The following is a 24,319-nucleotide window of genomic DNA, read 5'->3' as shown; positions in this document are numbered from 1 at the left end:
AATATACATGAGATTAACCTTTCTTTTTTTAACTTTTTTTTCGCTGACGCAATGTTTTGCGCAGCTAAAAACTCCGGAACAGTTTTTAGGATATCCGGTGGGCACTAAAGTAACGCCACACTGGAAAATCATTGATTATTTTAAATATGTGCAAGAACATACATCGACAAAAGTAAAGTTGGAGCAATATGGTGCCTCTACGGAGGGCAGGCCGCTCTACCTCGCTTTTGTTTCTTCGGAAAAGAACATTGGTAATCTGGAGAAGATTCGGATCAACAATTTGCGCCTGGCCGGCGCACTAACCGATCAAGCAGGAAACGAGGCGGAAAATCCGGCGATTATCTGGATGAGCTATAATGTACATGGAAACGAGATATCATCGGCGGAAGCAGCCATGTTGACGTTATACGATCTTGCTAACCCAGCCAATAGCAAGTCGGCATCCTGGCTTGAAAAAACTTTAGTCATTTTTGACCCCTGCTTGAATCCAGATGGAACGGAGCGTTATATCAATTGGTACAATGGCGTAGTGGGAACGCAGTATAATCCTTCGACCTTTGCGCGTGAACGGCATGAGCCTTGGCCGGGAGGACGCTATAATCACTATTACTTCGACCTGAACCGTGACTGGGCCTGGCAGACACAGATCGAAAGCCAGCAGCGTGTAGCAATCTATAACAAGTGGTACCCTCATGTGCATGTGGATTTCCATGAGCAAGGGGTCAACTCACCGTATTACTTCCCCCCAGCGGCAGAGCCCTTTCACGAAGTAATTACACCTTGGCAACGTTCTTTTCAGGGGGTAATTGGCAAACATAATGCAAGCTACTTCGACGAGCGGGGTTGGCTTTATTTTACAAAGGAGAATTTCGACCTCTTCTATCCGTCGTACGGGGATACTTATCCGACGTATTCTGGGGCTATCGGTATGACTTATGAACAGGCGGGTAATACCGCCGGTGGATTGGGTGTGCTCACAAATGACTTGGATACGTTAACATTGGTGGACAGAGCGAAGCACCACCATGCTTCGGGCGTCAATGCTGTTGAAGTGACAGCGCAACATGCTAGCGATGTGGTTAAGGAATTTCATAAATTCTTTAACGATGCGAACAGTGGTAAACTATCCTCATACCAAGCTTACGTGGTAAAATATAAGGAGGCCGATCACAGCAAATTTGTAGCACTAGCGCATTTATTAGACCAGAACAATATCCAATATTTTGCCGGATCGGGCGCTGTGAAGGGTTATGACTATGGGAACAAAAAGGAAAGCAGCTATGCGCTTACGGGAAAAGATATGGTAATCCCGGGAAGCCAGCCAAAGGCAGCTCTTGTACGTGTGCTCTTCGAGCCTGAGGCTAAATTGGTGGATTCCATTACCTATGATATCACCTCTTGGTCTGTTCCTTATGTGTATGGACTGGATGCTATTGCTTCTAAAGCGCCTATTAACAAACGGGAGGACTATAAGCTGACAGAAATTAAGAACAATGTGGAGAGCAGCTATGCTTATGCGGTAAAGTGGAATGGTTTCGCAACAGCACAATTTGCAGCTGCGCTTCTGAAAAACAAGGTACAGCTAAAAACTTCGGAAGAGCCTTTTGTTGTTAATGGGGTGGATTTCCCACGTGGCTCGCTGATTGTCTTAGGGCAATCGAACAGTAAAGTGGCTGATTTTAAAAAGAAACTTAGTGCTGCTGCGGATAGCTTTCAGGTGCAACTGTATGCTGTAAAATCGGGCATTGTGGAAAAAGGTAATGATTTCGGCAGTTCAAAAGTACATTCCATCAAACCTCCAAAGGTGGTATTGCTTTCTGGTGATGGACTCCGTGCAATTAATGTTGGGGAAGTTTGGCATTACTTTGATCTCCAGTTGGGTTATCCGCTTACGTTGGTGAACCTTGAAGACATCGGCCGTATCAAATGGGATGAAGTTGACATCTTGGTGCTTCCAAATGGTGGATACAGCTTTCTAAAGGACAAGACACAGGCGGATAAACTGGGCGACTGGGTGCGCGCTGGCGGGAAGGTTATTGCTTTGGAATCCGCTGTTGATCAAGTACGAGACCTTTCTTGGACAAAGCTTGCAGCAATTAAGAAGGATACAACAGAGACGGCGAAGAAGACGCCTGTTCTGCCGGTATATGCGAATCGGGAACGCAGTGAAATGACAAGCAGCGTGAGTGGTGCAATTTATAAAGTGACGGTGGACACGACACATCCATTGATGTTTGGCTACCAATCTTACTACACATTGAAACAGGATAACAAAATCTACCCTTACCTCAAAGAAGGAGAAGGCTGGAATGTGGGCTATTTGCTGGAAAACTCGAAAATGAGTGGATTTGTTGGCAGCAAATTGAACAAGAAAATGCAAAATGGGCTAATTTTCGGTGTGGAACCTGTAGGAAGAGGCTCCGTTATTTACCTCACTGACAACATTCTCTTCCGTAACTTCTGGGAGAATGGTAAGCTGATGATGGCAAATGCGTTATTTCAGGTAGGAACCTAAAAAAGAAATATTAAAAGTGAAATGAACAAATACTGCTACTTTTTAAGGGTTATATTTCTATAACCCTTAAAAAGTAGCGCAACAAACTAATTTCACTTTTATTTCCTTTTTAGCCAATAGCAACCTCAGCTAATTCATAACTATCCTTTTCATCCATCAGGGAGGCATTTCTTATCGGACAATTGCTCAACAATTCACGAATTGGATACCTTGAAACGATTTCTTGCAAAGCAGCTAAATGCTTATCGTGATGTGTATCTGTACCAACGAAATCATACATACCAGCTTTCAATAACGTGTGGGCAGCATCTTTAACATGACTCCCATAATATCTACTAATCGATAATAGATTTAATTGCAATAAACAACCTGTATCTTTTATTTTCTTGTACGTCTCAAAATTATAATGGTAATAATTGTAGCGTTCAGGATGAGCAAGAATCGGCTTATACCCCATTAACTGTAAATCATAAATCACCTTAAAAATAGCCGCAGATTCTGCTAAATACGACATCTCGATCAGCACATAACCCCCTGGCATAACACATAGATCGTTTTTCGCCATAGAACTGAGCAACCCCTCATCAACCATGTGTTCGGCAGATGGCACGATGTCAACCTTAAGATCTTTTGCTTTTAACGCCTGCTGCAGTTGGACGCATGCCTTGCCTATGGTACCCTTTGTATTTGGATGTACACCAGCCATAATGTGAGGTGTACAAATAAATTTCTTGAATCCTAAGTGCTTCAAACCTTCTACGAGACGAAGAGACTGCTCTACAGACTGACTGCCATCATCTATAGCAGGAATTAAATGATTATGCATATCGACTTCCAAAAAGGCAAGCTTGCCCAATACCTTTATCTTCACATCGTTCTTCTTTGATCCGAACATTCTTTCCAATAATCCCATAATATTTCTATCTAATTCTCGTTATTAAAACGTAGTGTAAGCGTTAAAATACTTCCCTAACTATTAAAACCTCAACTGTGGAAATAGTACAAAAACCGAACCGTTTCTTGTATTATAATCTGTTGCGTCAAAATTTATTTAAAAAAAATCTAAAAACATTGAGGTTTATTCATTAAAAAAACAGCCTATTAACCCTTTCCTGAGTGTTTTTATAGATATGGACATGAGATAATAAAAAAGTAGGCTATTCGCTATTTGTAGCAAAAAATTGACAAAACCCAATTAATTTAAAAAAATATCCCTGGAGAATCTCTTTTGAATCAAATTGAAAAATAATGTTTGCGCTAAAAGATTCTTTTAATAAAAACACGATTACATGCACTTTTCAAAAGCTTTATGAATACATGCGAACCATGGCCTTACGATTATAGCCTGGCATCTACTTCCCTCTTTGGCCAAATAGCCTTTGCATCGAAAACTACACTAATAGGATTTTTAACATTTTTTAAAGATAAATTAACAAATTGCTCATGGGCCACAGCCAAGACTATGGCATCATACCCATCACTATAGCAATTAAAATCTCTTTCATCAACCATAAAAAAGGATTCATCTTGCGACTGACCAACAAGAGAAAAATCTTCCCTTACTTGTACTAAAGTCGGTAATTGAGGCAACAACTTTATTCCGTATTGCTGTTCTACTAATTTAGCATCGGCCCAAGGGTCATAAACATCAACTGTTAATCCAAATTCTGATAGTTCCCGCACGACATCCACAACCTTACTATTGCGTATATCTGGACAATTTTCTTTAAACGTGATACCCAACACCAGTGCCTTCGCTCCTCGTACTGTAATGCCCTTTTTTATAAGAAGCTTAACCGTTTTAGAGGCAATGAATTCTGCCATCCTATCGTTAACGCGCCTACCGGACAAGATAACTTCAGGATGATACCCTAATTGGGAAGCTTTGTGAGCCAAATAATAGGGATCTACAGATATACAATGTCCTCCTACCAACCCCGGCTTGAAAGGTAAAAAATTATACTTTGTGGCCGCTGCGGCAAGAACCTCATGTGTATCGATACCTGTACGATCGAAGATTAGTGCAAGTTCATTTACAAAGGAAATATTAACATCTCTTTGTGCATTTTCTATAGCCTTTGATGCTTCGGCTACCTTTATAGATGACGCCTTATGTGTTCCGGCTGTAATTATTTTCTTATAAAGCTTATCGACGCGATCGGCAACAGAAGGCGTTGAGCCTGAAGTAATTTTAATTGTATTTTGCAACGTGTGGATCTTATCTCCGGGATTAATACGTTCGGGTGAATACCCTACAAAAAAATCTACATTGTATTCAAGCTTTGACACACCTTCCAATATGGGAACGCAATCCTCTTCGGTACAACCTGGATAAACTGTAGACTCGTAGATAACAATATCTCCCTTTTTTAAAACTTGTGCAACGGTTGAGGAAGCATGTAAGAGATAGGAAAGATCGGGCGCATTGAACGTATTAATAGGAGTGGGGACCGTAATGATGTAAATGGTTGCATTATTGATCTCTGCCATATTGTTAGTCACCTTATAGCCCAGTGAAAAAGAAGAAGACAGCCCGAGATGCAACACCTCGAGAAGCTCTATCGTATCAATTTCTTTGGTACTATCTACTCCAGATTTCAAAGCTTCAACTCGCTCCTCATTAATATCATACCCTATAACCGGATAATGTTTTGAAAAGGCTAATGCTAAAGGCAAACCAACATAACCTTGTCCTATTACAACTATGCTATCTGCCATAAAAACTATGTTTAGATTGGTAAAGAGAGATAGAAGTTTCTATAATTTGCTTCTCAGTCATAACTTCTTATTAGCCGGCACATTATTAACCGTAAAAGGAGCCTCTGTCGGAAAATGTTCTTCCAAAAGGACTGGTGTGATCCGATCCTGCATCATATAAAGCTGCGCACTAGCTTTGGCATCAGACAAGGGGTCATGATGGTTCAGTTCAATATTCATAATGCGGCAACAGATGCTCAGTTTTGTCTTTTTGAAACCTTTTGATCGGTAAATTTTACTGGTACACTCCCATTCAGGGGGCAGCCCCAGTATTTTATAGTCGAGTCCATAATAGCCCATCGTCTTCATGAGTACTTCTCTATCAAATTTTTCGTTGTGTGCCACCATAGTGGCTCCGGTAAGACAGGGCTCTATTTCAGGAAAAAGCTCCAAAAAGGTCGGAGCTTCCAACGTATCTTTTGGCTTGATCCCATGCACACGTGTTGTCTGCCACATGTACTCATTCTTTGGGGGCCGCACTAAACTGTGAAATTGTTCCACAATTTCGTTGTTAACCACCTTTACGATCCCCACTGCACACACGCTGGTGTATGCTGCCGTCGCCAGTTCAAAATCTATCGCTGTAAAGGTCATAGCATTGTATTTCTACAAACCTAAAGAAATTCAATTTTATATGCAATACAATATCGAAGGCGTAGTACAATTATTTAGCGGGTTAGACAACACGTGAGTACGATTTAATAACCATACTTCTCTTTCCATTTGCTCTTAAGCGATTCACGGAGCTTGCTCTCGGAGGCATTCGCCCCGGGATCGTAAAGCAATGTGCCTCGCAATTTATCGGGAAAAAACTCCTGTTGAACGAAATTACCAGGATAAGCATGCGCGTATTTGTATTCCGTTCCATAGTCTAGCTCCTTCATTAATTTTGTCGGCGCATTGCGTAAATGCAGGGGTACCGGAAGATCACCTGTTTTCTTCACTAGTGCCTGTGCTTTATTGATGGCTTCATAAGAAGCGTTGCTCTTGGCTGATGAAGCGAGATAAGTCACCGCTTGCGAGAGAATAATTCGCGATTCGGGCCATCCGATGACATTCACAGCTTGAAAACAGTTGTTTGCAAGAAGTAAGGCATTGGGATTCGCATTACCAATATCCTCGGAGGCTAAAATCAATAACCGCCTCGCAATAAAAGAAGGATCTTCTCCTCCTTCGATCATACGAGCCAGCCAATACACTGCCGCATTAGGATCGCTCCCCCGAATAGATTTTATAAAGGCGGAAATAATATCGTAATGCTGCTCTCCTGTTTTATCATACAAGGCCATATTTTGTTGAACCTGCTTCAACACGAATGCATTCGTAATTGGTTGTCTCTGTGCGTAGGCAGCATGAACGACCAACTCAAATACGTTCAGTAATTTTCGGGCATCTCCGCCAGAAAGACGAAACAGTGCTTCATGTTCCTCAACCTGAACAGGATGATTTTGGAGATAATGATCCTTTGTCAACGCTTGGTCCAGGATCGCCTGTAGATCCTGCTCGGTAAGATGTTCCAAAACATAGACTTGACAGCGGGACAGCAATGCGGAAATAACCTCAAAGGAGGGATTTTCCGTGGTTGCACCGATTAGTGTGACAAGTCCTCGTTCTACAGCGCCTAAAAGGGAGTCTTGCTGTGACTTCGAAAAACGATGAATCTCATCGATGAACAAAATAGGCTGTTCCTGATTGAAGTTTCGCAGCTTTTCGGCCTTGTCTATAACATCTCGAATATCTTTCACTCCCGATTGGATGGCACTGAGCGAAAAAAAAGGCCGTTTCAGCTCCCCTGCAATCAACAGCGCTAAACTGGTCTTACCGACGCCCGGTGGCCCCCATAGAATCATTGAAGGAATATTCCCTTGTTCAATTGCATTGCGCAGAACCGCGCTATCGCCTATAATATGCTGCTGCCCAATGTAATCCGCAATACTTTTGGGGCGCATTCGCTCTGCTAAAGGTATTGGTGTTGCCATTTCACAAAGATAACTATTTTATGCGAGGCACAACGTGCGGGCTATTTCCAAATTTGACGTTTTGATTATTGTTTATCCCCCCAAAATTGGCTATGTTTAAGTCACAAACAATACATAGAGAGATGAAAAAAAGATTTTTAGCATTGCTTGCGGCAGGCGTTATTTTCGTAAGTTTTAATGATGCACAGGCGCAGGCAAAACTGCCTCAATCGAGTAGTTCTACTAAAATTGAACAAGGTATCGGTATCAAAACGGTTACCTTGGTTTACCAACGTCCAAATGTTAATGACCGCGTCATCTTCGGAGCATTAGAGCCTTTCGATCAGGTATGGAGAACCGGAGCAAATAATATTCCTAGTATCACTTTCGAAGAGGAAGTAACGATCGAAGGCAACAAGGTACCTGCTGGTACTTATGGCATCTTTAGTATTCCAAAAAAATCAGGCGATTGGACCATTATTCTAAGTAAAAATGTAAACCAATGGGGTGCATACCAATACAAACAAGAGGAGGATTTTCTACGTTTTCCGGCAAAAGCAAAGAAACTCAATGATAAGGTAGAAACATTTACCATGGCTTTTGAAAATGTAAAAACAAACGGAGCGGACCTAACCTTGGCCTGGGAAAACACAAAGGTGTCATTTCATATTGCAGTAGACCAATCCAAAGAAATCTTAGCTTCTATTGACGAGGCCATGAAAGGCGAAAAAAAACCTTATTTTCAGGCAGCTCAGTATTATTACAACAACGATTTGGATATCAACAAAGCGCTTGCTTGGGTGAATGAAGCAGACAAAGGAAATACCAAAGCACCTCATATCAAATATTGGAAAGCGAAAATGCAACTAAAAGCAGGAGACAAAGCAGGAGCAATACAAACTGCAACTGAAGGGGTAACGATGGCGAAAGCAGCGAACAATGCAGAATATGTCAAATTGAATACGCAAGTGATCGAAGCTGCAAAAAAATAATCTATTATCTGGCTTTTAAAGCTTCATACAATATTTCAACGGGGTGCAAGGCATGTTCTTGTACCCCTTCTTTTATTTGGTGTCTGCAGGACGTTCCGGATGCCACAACCACTGATGTAGCTTGTTTCTTTTGGATGGTGGGAAAAAGCACCAAATTACCGATTTGCGCAGACAATGTATAATGTTCTTTCTCATACCCGAAGGAACCTGCCATTCCACAACAACCAGAAGGAATGATATCCACGTGAAAATTAGCAGGAAGTCTTAACAACTCGGCTACCTTTTCCTGTAGCCCCCAAGCTTTTTGTTGGCAATGCCCGTGAAGTAGTATATGTTGATGATCTGAGCAAAAATGATTGGGGGATAAATGCCCCGCCTGCATTTCATTATAGAGAAACTCTTCTATTGTCAGACTATACCTCGCCAACTGATGGGCTTGATCCAACTGCGCTTCATCGACAAGATCTATATATTCGTCACGAAAACTGAGTATAGCGGAGGGCTCAACGCCCACGAGACAATGTTCTGCGTCTACCAATTCACCAAAAATAGCCACCTGTTGATTCGCAATTTTCTTAGCCTCTCGAAGAAACCCTTTGGACAGCAAAGCGCGTCCGCTAGCCGGATGGTGAACAGCCTCAACAGTATATCCTAAATTTTCCAATAATAAGATGGCTGTCTTACCGATGTGTACGTCATTATAGTTGGTGAATTCATCGAAAAAGAAATATACCTTCTTACCATTAGAAGAAATCCGGGCTTTCCTTTGACGAAACCAACGGTTTAAGGATTCTCCTGCTACTTTTGGCAATTGCCTCTGTGGAGCAAAGCCAATGACCTTCTTCAGCCATTTACCAACCAGGGGCTGAGCAACACTCCAATTGTATAAAGCTGAAAAATAGGACGCAAATAGATTCAATTGATGAATATGCCCGATTAACCAACTTCGCAAAGGCACGCCATTCGCATCGTAATACGCTTGCTGGAATTCGGCTTTTAGCTTAGCCATATCTACATTCGACGGGCATTCCGATTTACATCCCTTACAACTTAGACAGAGATCTAGTACCTCTTTGATTTCGGGATAATCAAAAGGATTCTCTTTTGTTGAAGTAGACAGCAGTTCGCGCAATATATTGGCACGCCCACGGGTACTGTCCTGCTCATTCCGTGTCGCCATATACGAAGGGCACATCGTACCGCCGCTCCAATGCGTTTTTCTACAATCTCCAGAGCCGTTACATTGTTCTATATGCTGCAAAATATGTTGCCCTCCGTAACGAAATACCGTAGCTATGCTACGTTGCTTTAACGGATGGATCGCATCGTAGCGTAAAAAGGTATCCATTGCCGCAGTATCGACTATTTTACCGGGATTAAAAATCCCTTCAGGATCCCAAACTTGCTTGATCGCACGCAAAAAGCTATAATTCCGTTCGCCGATCATGTACTCGATAAATTCCCCCCGTAGCCTCCCATCGCCATGCTCCCCACTTAAGGATCCCTTGTATTTTTTAACAAGCTTTGCAATTTCCGTCGCCACAAGGCGGAATTGAACTTTTCCTTCCTCGGTTTTTAGATTCAGTATAGGTCGCAAATGTAGCTCTCCTGTTGCCGCATGGGCATAATGAACAGAATAGAGCTTATGCCTGGCTAATATCTGATTGAATTCAGCAATATAGGCTGGCAAATCATGGACATCTACAGCTGTATCTTCAATAACGGCAACAGGCTTATCATCTCCCGGTGTGTTACTCAACAATCCTAAACCTGCTTTTCGCAGATCCCATACTTTTTTTTTATCTGCCCCTGTTATCAATGGGAAATGATAGCCCAGACCTTCTTCACGCATACGTGCCTCCACATGCCTTGCGAGTTGAGCAACCTCTTCTAGACTATCCGCTTCGTACTCGACGACCAAAATAGCCCCCGGATCTCCTTCGACAAAAAAACGATTCTTCGACTGTGTCAAATTATTCTTGGTACAATCTAGGATATAGTTATCCATCAACTCCGAGACAAGTGGTTGATAAGTTAGCGCTATAAGGTTTCCTATCAGCGCATCTTCCACAGTCAAGAAATGCACACACAACAACGCTGTAGGCCTATGTGGAAGATCAACAAGATTTAGTTTGATCGAGGTTATGAATGCAAGGGTTCCTTCGGAACCACACAGTAGTGTACTGAAATTAAAAGGCATACCTCCGGCGGTGAAGGGATCACTGTCTAACAGTAAGTCTATGGCATAGCCGGTATTCCTGCGTTTGATACTTTTTTTTGGAAATTCTTTTCGGATCTCCTGTTGATTCTCATAGGTACTAAGGTAGCTACGTATCTGTCGATAGAGCTGCCCTTCTAGCGTTTGCAATTCGCATTTCGCGCAGAATTCAACAAAGGTTAGATCTTTAAAAAGAACGGTACTGCCATCGCTAAGAATTGCCTCGATTTCCAAGGTATGCTCTCTTGTACTCCCGTAAATTAAGGAATTGGATCCGCAGGAATTATTACCGACCATACCTCCGATCATCGCCCGATTCGCGGTAGAAGTTTCTGGACCAAAATAGAGATTATGTGCTTTCAGAAATCTATTCAGTTCATCCCGAATGACTCCTGGTTGTACGCGAACCCATCTTTCCTCAACATTTAGCTCTAAGATCTGCGTAAAGTGACGCGATATATCTACCACGAGTCCACTTCCTACAACTTGACCTGCTAAAGATGTGCCCGCTGCGCGCGGTATAAGCGAGATCTGTTTTTCACGGGCAAAGGCAACAAGCTTCATGAGATCGGCTACATCTTTCGGAATTGCCACAGCCAATGGCATTTCTCGATAAGCTGATGCATCAGTGGAATATAATATCCGCATCTTTTGATCCCAGAATAAATCGCCTTCCAGCTCCCTTCTTAATTGTACAAGCTCCCGTTCCATCACGATAAGCTCCTTTTACCTTTTAATCTGTGTGGTGTAAGTGCTTTCAAAAATCTTATCGGCATTGTTGGTCTCGAACCCATCACGACGATGGGCTGCTGTCAACTCTGCTCTAGGCAGGTCTCTAAATTGGGGCAAGGGACTACGTTCAGCAAACTCCACATAGCTTCCTGCAATTTCCAATGTTTTTCCATCAGCAAAAGAGGCTTCGTAAAGGGCAGAAACAGTACTACTCTGTCGCAAAAGACCGTCTGCACTGGTTTTTATCTTTCCACCTGCGGTATTTAAAGTAATACCGATACGCTCTAAAAATGCATTAAATTCTTCTAAAGTATTATAGCCATCACGTAACTCATGTATGCTGATGGTGTAATGATTAAGGTAATAACGGTTATAAATGACCCATGCCGCATATTCACTTTCTTGCAATAGCTTTTGATATTCGTCGGAGGAGGGCAAATCCCATAGCGGCCGTTGTAAAAAATCAGCAACTTCCCTACCATTTGCCAAATCCAGGGAATCGACAGGGTCCGCTTGGATAGGATCTGTATACCGATGAATGATAGCCTGTGTCTCCCCACTCAGCGCCGCAACTTGCAATTCGGACACAAATATCCGAGGATATCCCACTGTTGGTGGAGCGTACCAATACGCGTCTAGTTTCTTACCTTCAAAATAGTAATGGTCTCTTTTCTGATAACCATATGCGAGAAAGATCTTTTCGAAGGACTGTATCCCCAGATGAGGAACACCTAATGTGCGAAAGGCGATATGATCATTTACAATATCTTCTTGGCTATAAACTACGCCTTCTTCCTGCATGGCATTTGTGATAATCCCCACATCTGCGACATGCGCACGATAGTGGGCAAATAAATCGTTGAGCACGATAGCTAGGGGTTGGTGTTCTTCAAAGTGCATAACGTCATGAATTAGGGTTTATTTTCGTATAAAATTAGCCAAATTACTCACTTTATGCAAAATAATTTTGTACAAACCACCAAACAGAAACGAATTTATATTTTAAGAATTAAAGGTCTGCACGTAATAATTTCTCGAGTTCTTCGGGAGAAAGGTTCATATTTACATTCCCGTCTTTCGCTAAAGATATTTCCCCTGTCTCTTCCGAAACAATGACGGCAATAGCTTCGGAAACTTCTGTCACACCTATAGCTGCGCGATGACGCAACCCAAATTGCGGAGGAAGATCATCACTGTCTGATAGTGGCAGTACACTACTCGCAGTCATAATTCGAAAATCTACAATAACAACAGCGCCATCATGCAATGGACTATTTTTAAAAAAAATAGATTCTAATAAACGTTTGGAGACTGGCGCGTCAATGTATTCGCCACTGGATTGATAGTATTCTTCGTCAAAATGGCGGGAAAAAACCAATAAAGCGCCTGTCTTCGATTTCGACATACTTCTACAGGCTTCTACGATCGGCTTGATCTGCTCGCCGTTATCTACACCGGCTGTTTTCTTTGTTCCTAAAAAGCTTAAGAAGAATTTTTTTCGCCGCAAGGATACATTTTTTCCAATATGGATGAGAAAACGTCGTATTTCTTGCTGGAACACCACAATGAGGGCAATGGAACCGACGGAAATAAACCCTCCAAATATTTCGGTCAACAAACGCATTTCCATCTGTTTAACCACAAGATAGATCCCGTAAAAGAGTCCGATACCGAGCAGTATATTGACAGCTATAGTCCCTTTAATAAGACTATAAACATAATAGATGATGATCGCCACCAACAAAATATCAATGATATCTAAGAGGCGGAAACCACTAAAAATATTGAGATCAAAATTATCCATGTATTTGTTTTTGCAATTTAAGAAAATTAAAGCAGGTTTTTTCCGTTGAATTGCAGATTTGACATTCAACAACAGTTTGTATAAACGAATGAAGTCCGTCTAAAAGTAAACCTTACTTTTAGACGGACTTCATTCAAACTTGATTATTTAGGTTATCTTTATTTCTTTTTAAAGCTTTCTATCCCCTGTTTGAGGTAGTTGGCATAGCTTTCCACATCATAGTTCGCTCCGCTTGGCGGAAGGAGTACGTTGCCCTCTGTATCCACGATCACATATTGTGGTTGGGAGTTGCTGTTGAACGTTGCCGCCTGGAAGTCACTGTTCTTCTTGCCTATGCTGTTGATCTTCTTGCCCGAATAGCTCGATACATACTGTTCTTCGGGCTGAAGCGCCGTACGGTCATCCACAAACAGCTCGATCATCACAAACTCGTTCTTGAGCAACGAGGCCACCTGCGGATCTGTCCATACATTGGCCTCCATCTTACGGCAGTTGACGCAGTTCCATCCGGTGAAGTCGATCAGGGCCGGTTTCCCCTGCTCTTTGGCAGCGGCAAGCCCCTCTTCGTATTCGTAGTAAGGTTCGAATCCCTTCGGTGTACCACGCTTATGGAAGATATCGTAATATTTTTTTGTCTTGCTTGCCTTGGTAGAAGCCGTTGTACCAAAATTGGCAACGGACAGGTCAAAGTCCTGTGTGGCCGAAGGTGGCAGGAAGGCCGAAATGGATTTCAGGGGTGCTCCCCACATTCCGGGCACCAAGTACACGACGAAGGCAAATACGACAATGGCGAAGATGGTCCGCGGTACGGAAAGATAAGCAAGGGGACTATCGTGCGCGAAGCTGATCTTGCCGATCAGATAGAGCCCCATCAGTCCGAATATGACGATCCACAGTGCCAGGAACACTTCGCGGTCCAGCCAGTCCCAGTGGTAGGCAAGGTCGACATTGGAGAGAAACTTCAGGGCCAGTGCGAGCTCCAGAAAACCGAGTACCACTTTCACGCTGTTCAGCCATCCGCCCGACTTGGGCAGGGATTTGAGCATGGAGGGGAAAACGGCAAAGAGCACAAAAGGTATGGCCAGTGCAATGGAGAATCCCAACATCCCGATGGCTGGTCCCATTCTCTCGCCCTTGGAAGCGGCATCCACCAACAGGGTACCGATGATCGGTCCTGTACAGGAGAAGGATACCAATGCCAGGCTGAAAGCCATGAAGAAAAGACCGATCAGGCCACCCTGATCCGACTTTGCATCGATCCTGTTGACAAAGGAGCTGGGCAAGGTCAGTTCGAAGGCCCCAAAGAAAGAGGCCGCGAAGAGCACCAATACCAGAAAGAATATAAAATTGAATACCCCGTTTGTGGAAAGGGCGTTCAGCGCATCGGAGCCAAAAGTAATGGTGATGAGCATCCCCAGTGCCACATAGATAATAATGATAAACAGTCCGTAGAGAAGCGCCTGCGATATGGCCCTGGCCCGTGAGCCGCTACGTTTGGTAAAAAAGCTGACGGTAAGGGGCACCATGGGAAATATACAGGGCATGATGAAAGCGGCGAAGCCTCCGATCAGACCGGTGATAAAGATTCCCCAAAGGGATCTATCCTGTGCGGTATCTGTTGCCCCTGTTTTTGTTTGGTCTTTGGCCAGGCTATCCTGGGCAACACTATCTGTTGCTCCATCGGCAAATACCAGATCATCAGGAACAGCCAGAAGACTGTCTGCTGCTGTTTGTGAAGGACTATCTTCGACTGCTGGTGACGCTGTAAACGCTACGCCATCCAACGAAAGAAGGCTATCTTGCTCTTGCCCAATTAATGCAACGGGAAAGAGCAAAACAAACCAAACTATAAATCTACATACGACTTTCATATACTTTAGGTAATAATTTTTAAATCAATGGATTCGCTAAACGACTAATAGGATGGAAACCATCAAAATTTATTTCTGTCGAAATAAAACCCTCTCGAACAGGCTCATCTTTTACTAAATCTGTGCTTAGGTATTTTTTATTATCGTCACACAGCAGGGTAACCACGGTAGCGCCTTCTCCGAGCTGTTCCTTCAGCTTGATAGCTCCAATTACATTGGCTCCTGAAGAAATTCCAACCGCCAAGCCGAGCTGTTTGGCTAATTTCTGCGCCATCAGGATGGAATCGCCATCTGATGCTTGGATAACTTCATCCAACTGATCAAGCTTGACAATCGCAGGAATAAATTCGTCTGAAATACCTTGAATACGGTGTGATCCAACTTTATATCCAGTTGTCAGCGTTGGGCTTTCTGCGGGTTCCAAGGGGTGTATTTTAACAAAAGGATTAATCTGACGAAGATAGTTACCAACCCCCATCACAGTACCACCGGTACCTACCCCGGCAACAAATGCGTCGGCAGTTTTACCTACACTTTCCAGCTGTAAGGCAATCTCTCTTCCGGTTGTGAGTTCATGTGCTTCAGCATTGTATTGGTTTTCAAATTGGCGCGGTAAAAAAACGCCGCCTTGCGCAGCTAATTCTTCGCTTAGCCGAATACTGCCTAAAAAGCCTCCTTGTTCTTTGGTGATCAACTCGATATCTGCCCCCATACTTTTTATGATATCGATACGCTCTTTACTTAACCAATTGGGCATAATAATTTTCACCTGATGCCCTAAGGCCTTACCTATAGCCGAAAACGCGATACCGGTATTCCCGCTTGTTGCTTCGACAATGGTATCCTGAGGACGAATGGCACAGTTCATATAGGCTTTATACAAAATGTAAAGCGCCATGCGATCTTTAATACTACCTGTTAAATTATAGTTCTCGCATTTCACATAGATGATACCAGGCTTACCTTTATAGGTATACTGTAGTTCAAGCATGGGTGTATTTCCTACTAAACACCACAAATGCTTAAATTTACTATCTAGTTTGGGAGATAGACATTTACTGATTACAGCTTCCATATTTGTATAAAATTATTTTACAAAAGTTGCATTTAACAAGATATTATTCAACAATAAACATATATTTTAAAAAATATTATTAAAAATTTTAATAATACTGAATTTATTTCAGATGTAATTATTAATTTCGTATTAAATCAAGAAATCTTATTATGGAACTCGACGATGTAGATGTAAAATTATTGCGCTTGCTGCAGAAGGACGCTTCGATGAGCAACAAAGAACTTTCTTATCATTTGAACAAATCGATCGCCGCGGTACATGAACGGGTAAAAAAGCTGAAAAACAATGGCTATATTAAACGTACTGTAGCTATATTGGATCGCAAACGCGTAGGAATTGACTTAATTTCTTTTTCTCAGGTTTTTCTAAAAGCCCATACGGCCGAAGTCTTAAATGAATTTGAACGAGAGGTCGCCAAATTTCCGGAGGTGATGGAATGTTATCAAATGGCTGGATCCTATGATTTCATGCTCCGGATAGCCACAAAAGATATGGAAGCTTATCATATGTTCTTACGGCATAAATTGGCTGTACTTCCACAGGTAAATACCGTACAAACGTATTTTGTTCTCTCTGAAACGAAGAGCGAAACGGCGTATCCTATTTAGGGATGTCCAACTGATTGTATGTAATATAAAGGCTTTGCTTCTATTTTTCGTAAGTTAAAACTTAATTATGTAGGGACTGACACAGCAGGTACTCGTATCGGCTCTTGCAATTATACTATTGTACATAAAAGTGAATTTATGTAAGTTTGGACTAGAACAACATCGTTTATGACTAAACTATCTGTTAATATAAACAAAATCGCCACTCTGCGAAACTCACGAGGTGGGAATATACCGAATGTCGTATCCACAGCATTGGCATGCGAACGTTTCGGAGCAGAAGGAATTACAGTACATCCTCGACCTGATGAACGACATATCCGTTATCAGGATGTCTATGATCTCAAAGCTGAGATCGTAACGGAATTTAATATTGAAGGAAACTGTCAAGAACAGAAATTTATTGATTTAGTTATCGCAAACAAACCGACTCAAGTCACGTTGGTGCCGGATGCACTCCATCAAATCACATCTAATCATGGGTGGGATACGATAACGCATCGCGATTATCTTCGCGAAATGGTGAAACGATTTAAGGATCAGGGAATCCGCGTGTCAATTTTTGTGGATCCAAACGAAGACATGGTAGAAGCGGCTGCGGAAACGGGTACAGATCGTATTGAGTTATACACCGAATCTTATGCTGCAGAATTCGGCTTTGACAAGGCAACAGCAATAGCACCTTATTTTAAAGCGGCAAAGAAAGCAGAGGAGGTTGGACTTGGTTTAAACGCTGGCCATGATTTGGATCTTAACAATTTGAAGTATTTCAACGAACATATTCCCGGCTTATTGGAAGTGAGCATTGGACACGCCCTGATTGCAGATGCCTTATATCTAGGCTTGGAAGAAACTATTAAACGTTACCTCGCTTGTTTAAAGGCCTGATGGATGTTTAAAAAAAAGGGGACTGCAATAGTCCCCTTTTTTTTAAACATTTATCTTAAAATTTTTACTTTATACCTTTAAATATTCTATTCCAACGAATCTTGCTCAGGAATGTTCCATCAGTGTCATAACTCATCCAGGTGAATAAGGCTTTACCAACAATATGATCTTCAGGAACAAAACCAAACTCACGCGAGTCAGACGAATTATCCCGATTATCTCCCATCATCCAATAGTAATTCATCTTGATCGTATAGGTGTCTGCTTTTGAACCATTAATATACACGCCATCATTACGCTGCTCTAACGTATTCCCCTCATACACTGTTATTAATCGGGAATAGATAGGCAACGTTTCTGCGTTAAGCTTAACAACATCGCCTTTTTTAGGAATGGCTAAAGGGCCAAAATTATGGAAATCCCATTTCTTATTGTTGTCATGTGGAAAGGCAGATCCAGAATTATCATAGGGAAGCACCTGCTTGACATTTGTCCATTTCTTCACCTCCTCTATTTCTTCAGAAGTTACGTACAATAAATAGGGCTCTGCAATGGCTACGCCAGTCATCGGATCCTTTGCGTATTCAAAACGCTTCTCAATCAACCGTTCTAAGTTCAATCCCGATCCATCGGTATAGATTAAGTAGGCATGCTGTACATCGTCGGAATCGTATCCCACCTCATTATTTACATAAAGAACAGCATTACGCATTTCCACGACATCCCCAGAAATAGCAACAGCTCTTTTGATATAGTTTTCACGCTTATCAATTGGCCTATTGTAAGGCGCATCTGCTTCCATCGGAAAGTTAAAGACAACAACATCATTTCGCTTGACCTCCTGAAAACCGGGCAAACGCTTATACGGTATTTTTATCAGTTCGGAATATGCTTTTCCGCCGGTTATAGGCATCGTATGATGTGCAAAAGGAAATGCTAATGGCGTCATTGGAATACGTGGTCCGTAATTTAATTTGCTTACAAACAGGAAGTCTCCGATAAGTAGGCGACGCTCCATTGATCCCGTTGGAATCATATAAGCTTCAATTAAAAATCCACGAATCAAAGAGGCTGCCACGGTTGCAAATATTATAGCATCGGCCCACTCTCGTGTTACCGTTTTTTTATAAGGGTACTTCTTGCGAAACTCTTCTGTATTCGACACGCCTAAATATTTCACAGCAGGATCTCGCCCCCACAACGGCAAATAAATGAACGGAAAAAGAACAGCTACGGCCGTTTCCCAAAAACGACGTTTTCCGAAACTCTTCAGAAAGTCTAAATAAAGTCCATAGAAAATAAAAATATTTACAATGGGGACGATAAGCAATATAACCCACCAAGCGGGACGATTAGTAAGCTGTGTAAGAATATACTCCCTATAAAAGGGAACGATTGCTTCCCATCCTTGTTTTCCAGCTTTTTTAAACAGTAACCACAAGCCGTAAAGCGCAGAAATGGTGCATACTGTAAAGATTATATACCACATATTTTAAATGTCAATATTTAAAAGTAAAATTTAAAAGGCAAAAGTCAAAACGCCCTTGTCTTTGGATTCTTAAAAAAGATCTAGAAGTTAAAGTCAAACATCTCCGTCACTTGGTAGAATCCTTTCTTTTCCTGCAGCCATTCTGCTGCAATGACCGAACCTAAAGCAAAGCCAGCACGGCTATGTGCAGTGTGTTTAAATTCAATTTGATCTACTTCAGAGCTGTAAAGAACGGTGTGCGTCCCCGGTACCTCTTCAATCCGATGACTTTCAATTAGAAGCTCTTCCGAGCTTGGAATTAATTCATCCCCTTCACCAACGAGGTTGTTTACCCATTGTGATTTGTCGTCCAAACCGTCCAATATCCCTTCCGCAATTGTAATAGCAGTGCCACTAGGCGAATCTAACTTATGTATGTGATGAATCTCTTCTACTTGCACATCGTATTGCTTATAGGGATTCATTGCCTTGGCTAGCAACTTATTGATATGGAAAAATACATTGACACCGATACTGAAATTGGATCCGTACAACAAGGTCTGATCTGCTTCTAAACAAACGGATTTGATCTCCTCTAAATGTTCATACCACCCGGTTGTACCAACAACGATAGGCAAATTGGCTTCAAAGCAGAGGCTTATATTTGCAATAGCCGCCGCAGGCTCACTAAAATCAATCGCGACATCCGCACCAGACAGATCATCGATGCCAACAGATTCTCGATTATCTTTATCGACGATAAGGTAGATTTCATGACCACGCTTAACAGCAAATTGCTCAATAAGCTGACCCATTTTTCCATACCCTAGAAGTACTATTTTCATATTTATCTGATTATTTATGCTTGAGCTCTCACGTAAATGATGAGTTCTCTAGTCTTGGTTTGCTTCGCTATTATAGTCTATTTTTCTAAATGCCCTATTGCTCGATACAGGAGTATTTCCTATCTATCTCACGTCATCGCTACAACTCTACGCTTACTAATTTATATTCATTGTTAACTTAATCCCCGGTGTTATGCGATAGCCGCTCAGCACGTTACTACTGGCATAGCCTGTCGAGGGGAGGAACGTCGGACTAACCTTCATCGTCATGTCACGACCAATATTCCATCTATTCTTTAACATCGAATCGACATAAGCTTCAATGACATTGAGCCCCCACCATCCCGCTGTAATCAAGATCGTCAAATCTCTGTTACGACGCCCATAATCTTTATAGGTCACTAATCCGGTTGTACTAAAATTTAACAAATCCGGATCGAGTTTATCAGAATCATTGACGGAAATCCGGTATTCAAGTTCATCCAAAAATTTCTTATAATACCATTGCCAATAGTCGAAGACGAAATATCCCGTTGCAAGCCCCCCATAGATAATCGGAACTTTAATCCACCACAATCCCTTATTGGTATACTGCCCCCAACCTGGCAACATCAGAGACCGTTTCCAGGCAACATCCGACAAATGCTCAATTTCTAGACGTGCCGAATCCTTTTTTATATCCTTGTAATAATACTTCGCACGCTCCTTCTCAGCCCGTTCTCTCGCTTTACGCTCCTCACGCGTCTCTTTTTTTACCGTATCCTGTACCGCACGAGCAATGGAGTCTGCCACTTGCAACTTCGACTGAAGGGAATCTGTAGCAACTTTCTGCTCCTGTGCTTGGAGGAGAAAAAGAGAAGAGAAAAATAAAAATAACGTTAAAAAATGCCGCATTACCAATCTAAAAGCTCAAGGATACGACTCAGGTCGTCTTCACTGTCAAAAGGAATTTCGATAGCTCCTTTTCCTTTGCTATTTTTCAAATTTAAACGTACTCTTGTCGAAAAACGAGACGCCAAATCGTCTTCTATCTTTTGATACTGAAAATCCAACTGCTTTCCAACTGGCGCTTTTTTCGGTTTACTTTGCTCTTGGATATTCCGCACTAAAATTTCCGTCATCCGTACAGACAAACCTTTCTCAACGATCTCCTGATACACATACAACTGCTTATCCACTTCACCCACATTGATCAAAGCACGGGCATGCCCCATAGAAATCTCGCCATCCCGAATTCCCGCTTGAATTGCCGGGGGTAATTTGAGTAGACGCAGATAATTCGTAACTGTAGAACGGTTTTTACTCACACGTTCTCCCAGCTCTTCTTGCTTCAGGTTACATTCTTCAATCATACGATGAAAACTTAGCGCAACCTCTATTGCATTCAGATTTTCACGTTGAATATTTTCGATAAGCGCCATTTCCAGCATTTGCTGGTCATTTGCTGTGCGTACGTAAGCCGGTATTTCTGCAACTCCTGCCAATTTGGATGCACGTAAACGGCGCTCTCCACTGATCAGCTGGTACTCATTTTTGCTTACCTGACGTACAGTAATCGGCTGAATCAACCCCTGCAATAAAATGGAGTCTGCAAGTTCGCGAAGCGCCTGTTCATCAAAGTCTGTCCGTGGCTGAAAAGGATTGACAGCAATCTGTTCTACTTTTATAAAATTAATGCTGCCGGCCACAGCTCCAGGACTTTCTTTAGCTATACCATTGCTCCCCGTATTCTTTGAAACATCAATATCCTCGCTTTGCAATAATGCACCAAGCCCTTTTCCTAATCCTGTTTTTCTTTGTAATGCCATACTATACTGTTGCTGCTTGCGAATTTTCTGTTACTAGGCCGTTTTTTTGCAATATCTCCCGCGCCAAATTCAAGTAGTTAATAGCCCCCTTGCACGATGCATCGTGCATAATAACCGAGATCCCAAAACTTGGGGCTTCACTCAGACGGGTATTCCGTTGAATAATTGTATCAAAAACAAGATCGCTAAAATGTGTACGCACTTCTTCCACCACCTGATTGGAAAGACGTAAACGAACGTCATACATCGTAAGTAAAATTCCTTCGATCTCGAGATTGGTATTTAAGCGGGTTTGTACGATCTTAATGGTATTCAACAATTTCCCCAAACCTTCTAATGCAAAATACTCACATTGAACGGGTATGATAACAGAATTGGACGCTGTTAACGCATTGATGGTAATTAACCCTAACGATGGTGAACAGTCAATGATAATAAAGTCATAATCGTCTTTAATCTGCTCCAACATTTTCATCATCTTGAACTCCCGTTCGTGCATATTGATCATTTCTATCTCTGCACCGACAAGATCAATATGTGCGGGAAGTAAATATAAATTTGGCGTATCTGTAGATTGAATTGCATCGTGAGGATCCAAGTCATTGACCAAACATTCGTAAACACTAGCCTTTATTCCGCGAGGATCGAATCCAATTCCAGATGTCGAATTCGCTTGTGGATCTGCATCTACTAACAACGTTTTGTGCTCTAAGACAGCCAAACTTGCCGCCAAGTTAATAGATGTTGTCGTTTTTCCTACACCGCCCTTTTGATTAGCTATTGCAATAATTTTTCCCATGAGATTGAAATCCTTTCTAAATCTAAACATCGAAGATGCAGACCTTTTCCAAAATTAACCCAAATTTACATTCCTTAGGTAAAGAAAATGCTTAAATCATGTTAAAATTAGTATTTTTGGCCAAAGCTCCTAATCGCCGACTAAGGTTGCTAAGATACAAAAAATAGCGTTATACCTTTGTAAAGATTTTTGGGCTTTTTGTAACAGAACTATCCGCATGAATTTAATTATATCAGGAACAAACAGAGAACGCAGCAACTCTATAAAAGTGGCCCAATATTACCAACAGGAACTCGCTAGAAAAGGAGAAAACTGGAAAATTCTTTCACTTACTGAACTACCAGCAAACTTCAGCATATCTGACCTTTACGGCAAACGAAGCTCCGACTTTGAACCCATACAGAAAATGGTATCAGACGCACAGAAATTCATCTTTATTATACCTGAATACAACGGCAGTTTTCCTGGCATTTTAAAACTGTTTGTTGATGCATGCGCCTTCCCCGCCTCTTATTACCACAAAAAAATTGCACTTGTGGGACTATCTTCAGGAAAGTATGGGAACATCCGAGGATTGGACCATTTTACAGGCGTGTGCAATTACATGAGAATGCATGTGCTACCACTAAAAATACATTTAGCAAAAATACAGGATGAGCTCGACGAGGAGCAACAGTTTCACGATGAATTAACGCGTAAATTTATACACGAGCAAATCGAGGAAATTATACGATTTTAAACGCTTCCTTTGATAATATTTTCAAGCAACTCATCAAGGTTGCTTCTAAACTGAATATCATCAGCTGGATATTGCTGCAGTGTTTCTTTCATTTCTTCGTAGCTAAACATCTGCCAATCTCCCTGATGATATTCCAATGCGGTAAGATTTTCGATCCAATCTCCCGAATTCATATAAATACAGCTTCCTTTCTTGGTTTCCACTTTACGAATCTGCGGCTGATGAATATGCCCACAGATCACATAGTCGTATTTGTTCTCAATGGCTAAATGCGAGGCTGTCTCTTCAAAGTCTGTGATAAACTTTAACGCTTTTTTCACCGAATTTTTAATCTGCTTCGACAGTGAATACTGCTCCCGCCCTAAACGGGTCAAGCACCAATTCACCAGCGTATTGAGCTGAATCAAGCGATCATACCCCCAGCCCCCCAATTTTGCTAACCATTTGGTATGTTGAATAGATGCATCAAAAACATCCCCATGAAAAATCCAGCTCTTTTTTCCATCTAAATTCAACAACAGCCGGTTGGTTAACGTAATATGACCAAACTGCATTTTCCCAAACTTGCGCAACATCTCATCATGATTACCTGTAATATAAACTACTTCACAACCTTGATAAGCCAGGTCTAGGATATATTTTAAAACACGCAAATGGGACTCTGGAAAATAGCTCTTACGAAACTGCCAGATATCAATGATATCACCATTGAGAATAAGTTTCCGTGGATTGACAGAGGATAGATACCGGAGCAATTCTACAGAGCGACATCCATAGGTTCCAAGATGTACATCGGATATAACAATCAAATCAACGTCTCGCTTCATATTCGTTTTTTCAAAGTAACCACATTCACGTTAATGTATGATTGTGAAGACATTAAGTAATTATCAAATTTTAAAAAAGAAATGGAGAGCGTTGAAAAACAACACAAAAAAGAAAAGCACCGAAAAATCGGTGCTTTGTGGAGGCTACTGGATTCGAACCAGTGACCCTCTGCTTGTAAGGCAGATGCTCTGAACCAGCTGAGCTAAGCCTCCTTTTATTTGGTGGAGAATACTGGATTCGAACCAGTGACCCTCTGCTTGTAAGGCAGATGCTCTGAACCAGCTGAGCTAATTCTCCAAGCCTTTTCGCTTATTGCGTGTGCAAATATAGGTCTAAAATCTGATTTGCAAAATTATTTTTCGTTTTTTTTACCAACGAATCAGCAATACACTAGCTACCAGCAAAATAATT

General features: G+C 41.8%; 20 protein-coding genes and 2 tRNA genes. 5 read left to right on the top strand and 17 right to left on the bottom strand.

What is annotated here, in order from left to right; all coding sequences use genetic code 11:
• Positions 1-7: 7 nt before the first annotated feature.
• Positions 8-2,515 carry a M14 family metallopeptidase gene (locus ACSZOX_RS11950; protein WP_437920209.1) on the top strand — a complete coding sequence of 836 codons (2,508 nt, stop codon included), beginning with the start codon at positions 8-10 and terminating at the stop codon, positions 2,513-2,515.
• Between the two features lie 109 nt (positions 2,516-2,624).
• Here ACSZOX_RS11950 and ACSZOX_RS11945 read toward each other — a convergent pair whose 3' ends face one another.
• From ACSZOX_RS11945 to ACSZOX_RS11930, 4 genes are all read right to left on the bottom strand, one after another.
• Positions 2,625-3,428 carry a tyrosine-protein phosphatase gene (locus ACSZOX_RS11945; RefSeq protein WP_437920208.1) on the bottom strand — a complete coding sequence of 268 codons (804 nt, stop codon included), beginning with the start codon at positions 3,426-3,428 and terminating at the stop codon, positions 2,625-2,627.
• Positions 3,429-3,853: 425 nt separating this feature from the next.
• A complete protein-coding gene (locus ACSZOX_RS11940; protein WP_437920207.1) occupies positions 3,854-5,233 on the bottom strand; it encodes a nucleotide sugar dehydrogenase in 1,380 nt (459 codons plus the stop codon).
• A gap of 57 nt (positions 5,234-5,290) precedes the next feature.
• Positions 5,291-5,866, bottom strand: coding sequence for a 3'-5' exonuclease (locus ACSZOX_RS11935; RefSeq protein WP_437920206.1), 576 nt, complete (start codon positions 5,864-5,866; stop codon positions 5,291-5,293).
• Between the two features lie 104 nt (positions 5,867-5,970).
• Positions 5,971-7,251 carry a replication-associated recombination protein A gene (locus tag ACSZOX_RS11930; protein ID WP_437920205.1) on the bottom strand — a complete coding sequence of 427 codons (1,281 nt, stop codon included), beginning with the start codon at positions 7,249-7,251 and terminating at the stop codon, positions 5,971-5,973.
• A 122-nt stretch (positions 7,252-7,373) separates the two neighbouring features.
• Between ACSZOX_RS11930 and ACSZOX_RS11925 the strand changes: the two genes are divergently transcribed.
• Positions 7,374-8,222 (top strand): DUF2911 domain-containing protein, encoded by an 849-nt coding sequence (locus ACSZOX_RS11925; RefSeq protein WP_437920204.1) that lies wholly within the window; start codon positions 7,374-7,376, stop codon positions 8,220-8,222.
• 4 nt (positions 8,223-8,226) lie between these two features.
• On the opposite strand, the gene ACSZOX_RS11920 is transcribed toward ACSZOX_RS11925, so the two are convergent.
• From ACSZOX_RS11920 to ACSZOX_RS11900, 5 genes are all read right to left on the bottom strand, one after another.
• A complete protein-coding gene (locus ACSZOX_RS11920) occupies positions 8,227-11,151 on the bottom strand; it encodes an FAD-binding and (Fe-S)-binding domain-containing protein (protein ID WP_437920431.1) in 2,925 nt (974 codons plus the stop codon).
• A gap of 15 nt (positions 11,152-11,166) precedes the next feature.
• Complete coding sequence (locus tag ACSZOX_RS11915; protein WP_437920203.1) at positions 11,167-12,072, bottom strand: DUF1338 domain-containing protein; 906 nt, start codon at positions 12,070-12,072, stop codon at positions 11,167-11,169.
• Between the two features lie 109 nt (positions 12,073-12,181).
• Positions 12,182-12,976 carry a diadenylate cyclase CdaA gene (gene cdaA, locus ACSZOX_RS11910; protein WP_437920202.1) on the bottom strand — a complete coding sequence of 265 codons (795 nt, stop codon included), beginning with the start codon at positions 12,974-12,976 and terminating at the stop codon, positions 12,182-12,184.
• Positions 12,977-13,134: 158 nt separating this feature from the next.
• Complete coding sequence (locus ACSZOX_RS11905) at positions 13,135-14,847, bottom strand: protein-disulfide reductase DsbD family protein (protein ID WP_437920201.1); 1,713 nt, start codon at positions 14,845-14,847, stop codon at positions 13,135-13,137.
• A gap of 19 nt (positions 14,848-14,866) precedes the next feature.
• On the bottom strand, positions 14,867-15,922 hold the full coding sequence (locus tag ACSZOX_RS11900; protein WP_437920200.1) for a PLP-dependent cysteine synthase family protein: 1,056 nt from the start codon (positions 15,920-15,922) through the stop codon (positions 14,867-14,869).
• Positions 15,923-16,071: 149 nt separating this feature from the next.
• Between ACSZOX_RS11900 and ACSZOX_RS11895 the strand changes: the two genes are divergently transcribed.
• Positions 16,072-16,533, top strand: a complete 462-nt coding sequence (locus ACSZOX_RS11895; RefSeq protein ID WP_437920430.1) for an Lrp/AsnC family transcriptional regulator — start codon at positions 16,072-16,074, stop codon at positions 16,531-16,533.
• Between the two features lie 168 nt (positions 16,534-16,701).
• Positions 16,702-17,421, top strand: coding sequence for a pyridoxine 5'-phosphate synthase (locus ACSZOX_RS11890; RefSeq protein WP_437920199.1), 720 nt, complete (start codon positions 16,702-16,704; stop codon positions 17,419-17,421).
• Between the two features lie 64 nt (positions 17,422-17,485).
• Here ACSZOX_RS11890 and lepB read toward each other — a convergent pair whose 3' ends face one another.
• The 5 genes from lepB to ACSZOX_RS11865 form a co-directional block, all read right to left on the bottom strand.
• Complete coding sequence (lepB, locus tag ACSZOX_RS11885) at positions 17,486-18,910, bottom strand: signal peptidase I (RefSeq protein WP_437920198.1); 1,425 nt, start codon at positions 18,908-18,910, stop codon at positions 17,486-17,488.
• Positions 18,911-18,990: 80 nt separating this feature from the next.
• Positions 18,991-19,734 carry a 4-hydroxy-tetrahydrodipicolinate reductase gene (dapB, locus tag ACSZOX_RS11880; RefSeq protein WP_437920197.1) on the bottom strand — a complete coding sequence of 248 codons (744 nt, stop codon included), beginning with the start codon at positions 19,732-19,734 and terminating at the stop codon, positions 18,991-18,993.
• A gap of 156 nt (positions 19,735-19,890) precedes the next feature.
• On the bottom strand, positions 19,891-20,628 hold the full coding sequence (locus ACSZOX_RS11875; protein ID WP_437920196.1) for a DUF5683 domain-containing protein: 738 nt from the start codon (positions 20,626-20,628) through the stop codon (positions 19,891-19,893).
• Positions 20,628-21,542 carry a ParB/RepB/Spo0J family partition protein gene (locus ACSZOX_RS11870; RefSeq protein ID WP_437920195.1) on the bottom strand — a complete coding sequence of 305 codons (915 nt, stop codon included), beginning with the start codon at positions 21,540-21,542 and terminating at the stop codon, positions 20,628-20,630. Before ACSZOX_RS11870 ends, ACSZOX_RS11875 begins: the two co-directional genes overlap by 1 nt.
• A gap of 1 nt (position 21,543) precedes the next feature.
• Positions 21,544-22,341, bottom strand: coding sequence for a ParA family protein (locus tag ACSZOX_RS11865; RefSeq protein ID WP_437920194.1), 798 nt, complete (start codon positions 22,339-22,341; stop codon positions 21,544-21,546).
• A 217-nt stretch (positions 22,342-22,558) separates the two neighbouring features.
• Here ACSZOX_RS11865 and ACSZOX_RS11860 point away from each other — a divergent pair, with 217 nt between their 5' ends.
• Entirely contained in the window at positions 22,559-23,080 is a 522-nt protein-coding gene (locus ACSZOX_RS11860; protein ID WP_437920193.1) for an NADPH-dependent FMN reductase, read from the top strand.
• Here ACSZOX_RS11860 and ACSZOX_RS11855 read toward each other — a convergent pair.
• From ACSZOX_RS11855 to ACSZOX_RS11845, 3 genes are all read right to left on the bottom strand, one after another.
• A complete protein-coding gene (locus ACSZOX_RS11855; protein WP_437920192.1) occupies positions 23,077-23,907 on the bottom strand; it encodes a UDP-2,3-diacylglucosamine diphosphatase in 831 nt (276 codons plus the stop codon). The two genes, ACSZOX_RS11860 and ACSZOX_RS11855, sit on opposite strands and share 4 nt — an antisense overlap.
• A 138-nt stretch (positions 23,908-24,045) precedes the next feature.
• Positions 24,046-24,120 (bottom strand) — tRNA-Val (locus ACSZOX_RS11850).
• Between the two features lie 7 nt (positions 24,121-24,127).
• Positions 24,128-24,205, bottom strand: a tRNA-Val gene (locus ACSZOX_RS11845).
• Positions 24,206-24,319 lie beyond the last annotated feature (114 nt).

Source organism: Sphingobacterium sp. LRF_L2 (assembly GCF_965644235.1).
Lineage (GTDB): Bacteria > Bacteroidota > Bacteroidia > Sphingobacteriales > Sphingobacteriaceae > Sphingobacterium.
This window is presented reverse-complemented; position numbering and strand designations above follow the sequence as displayed.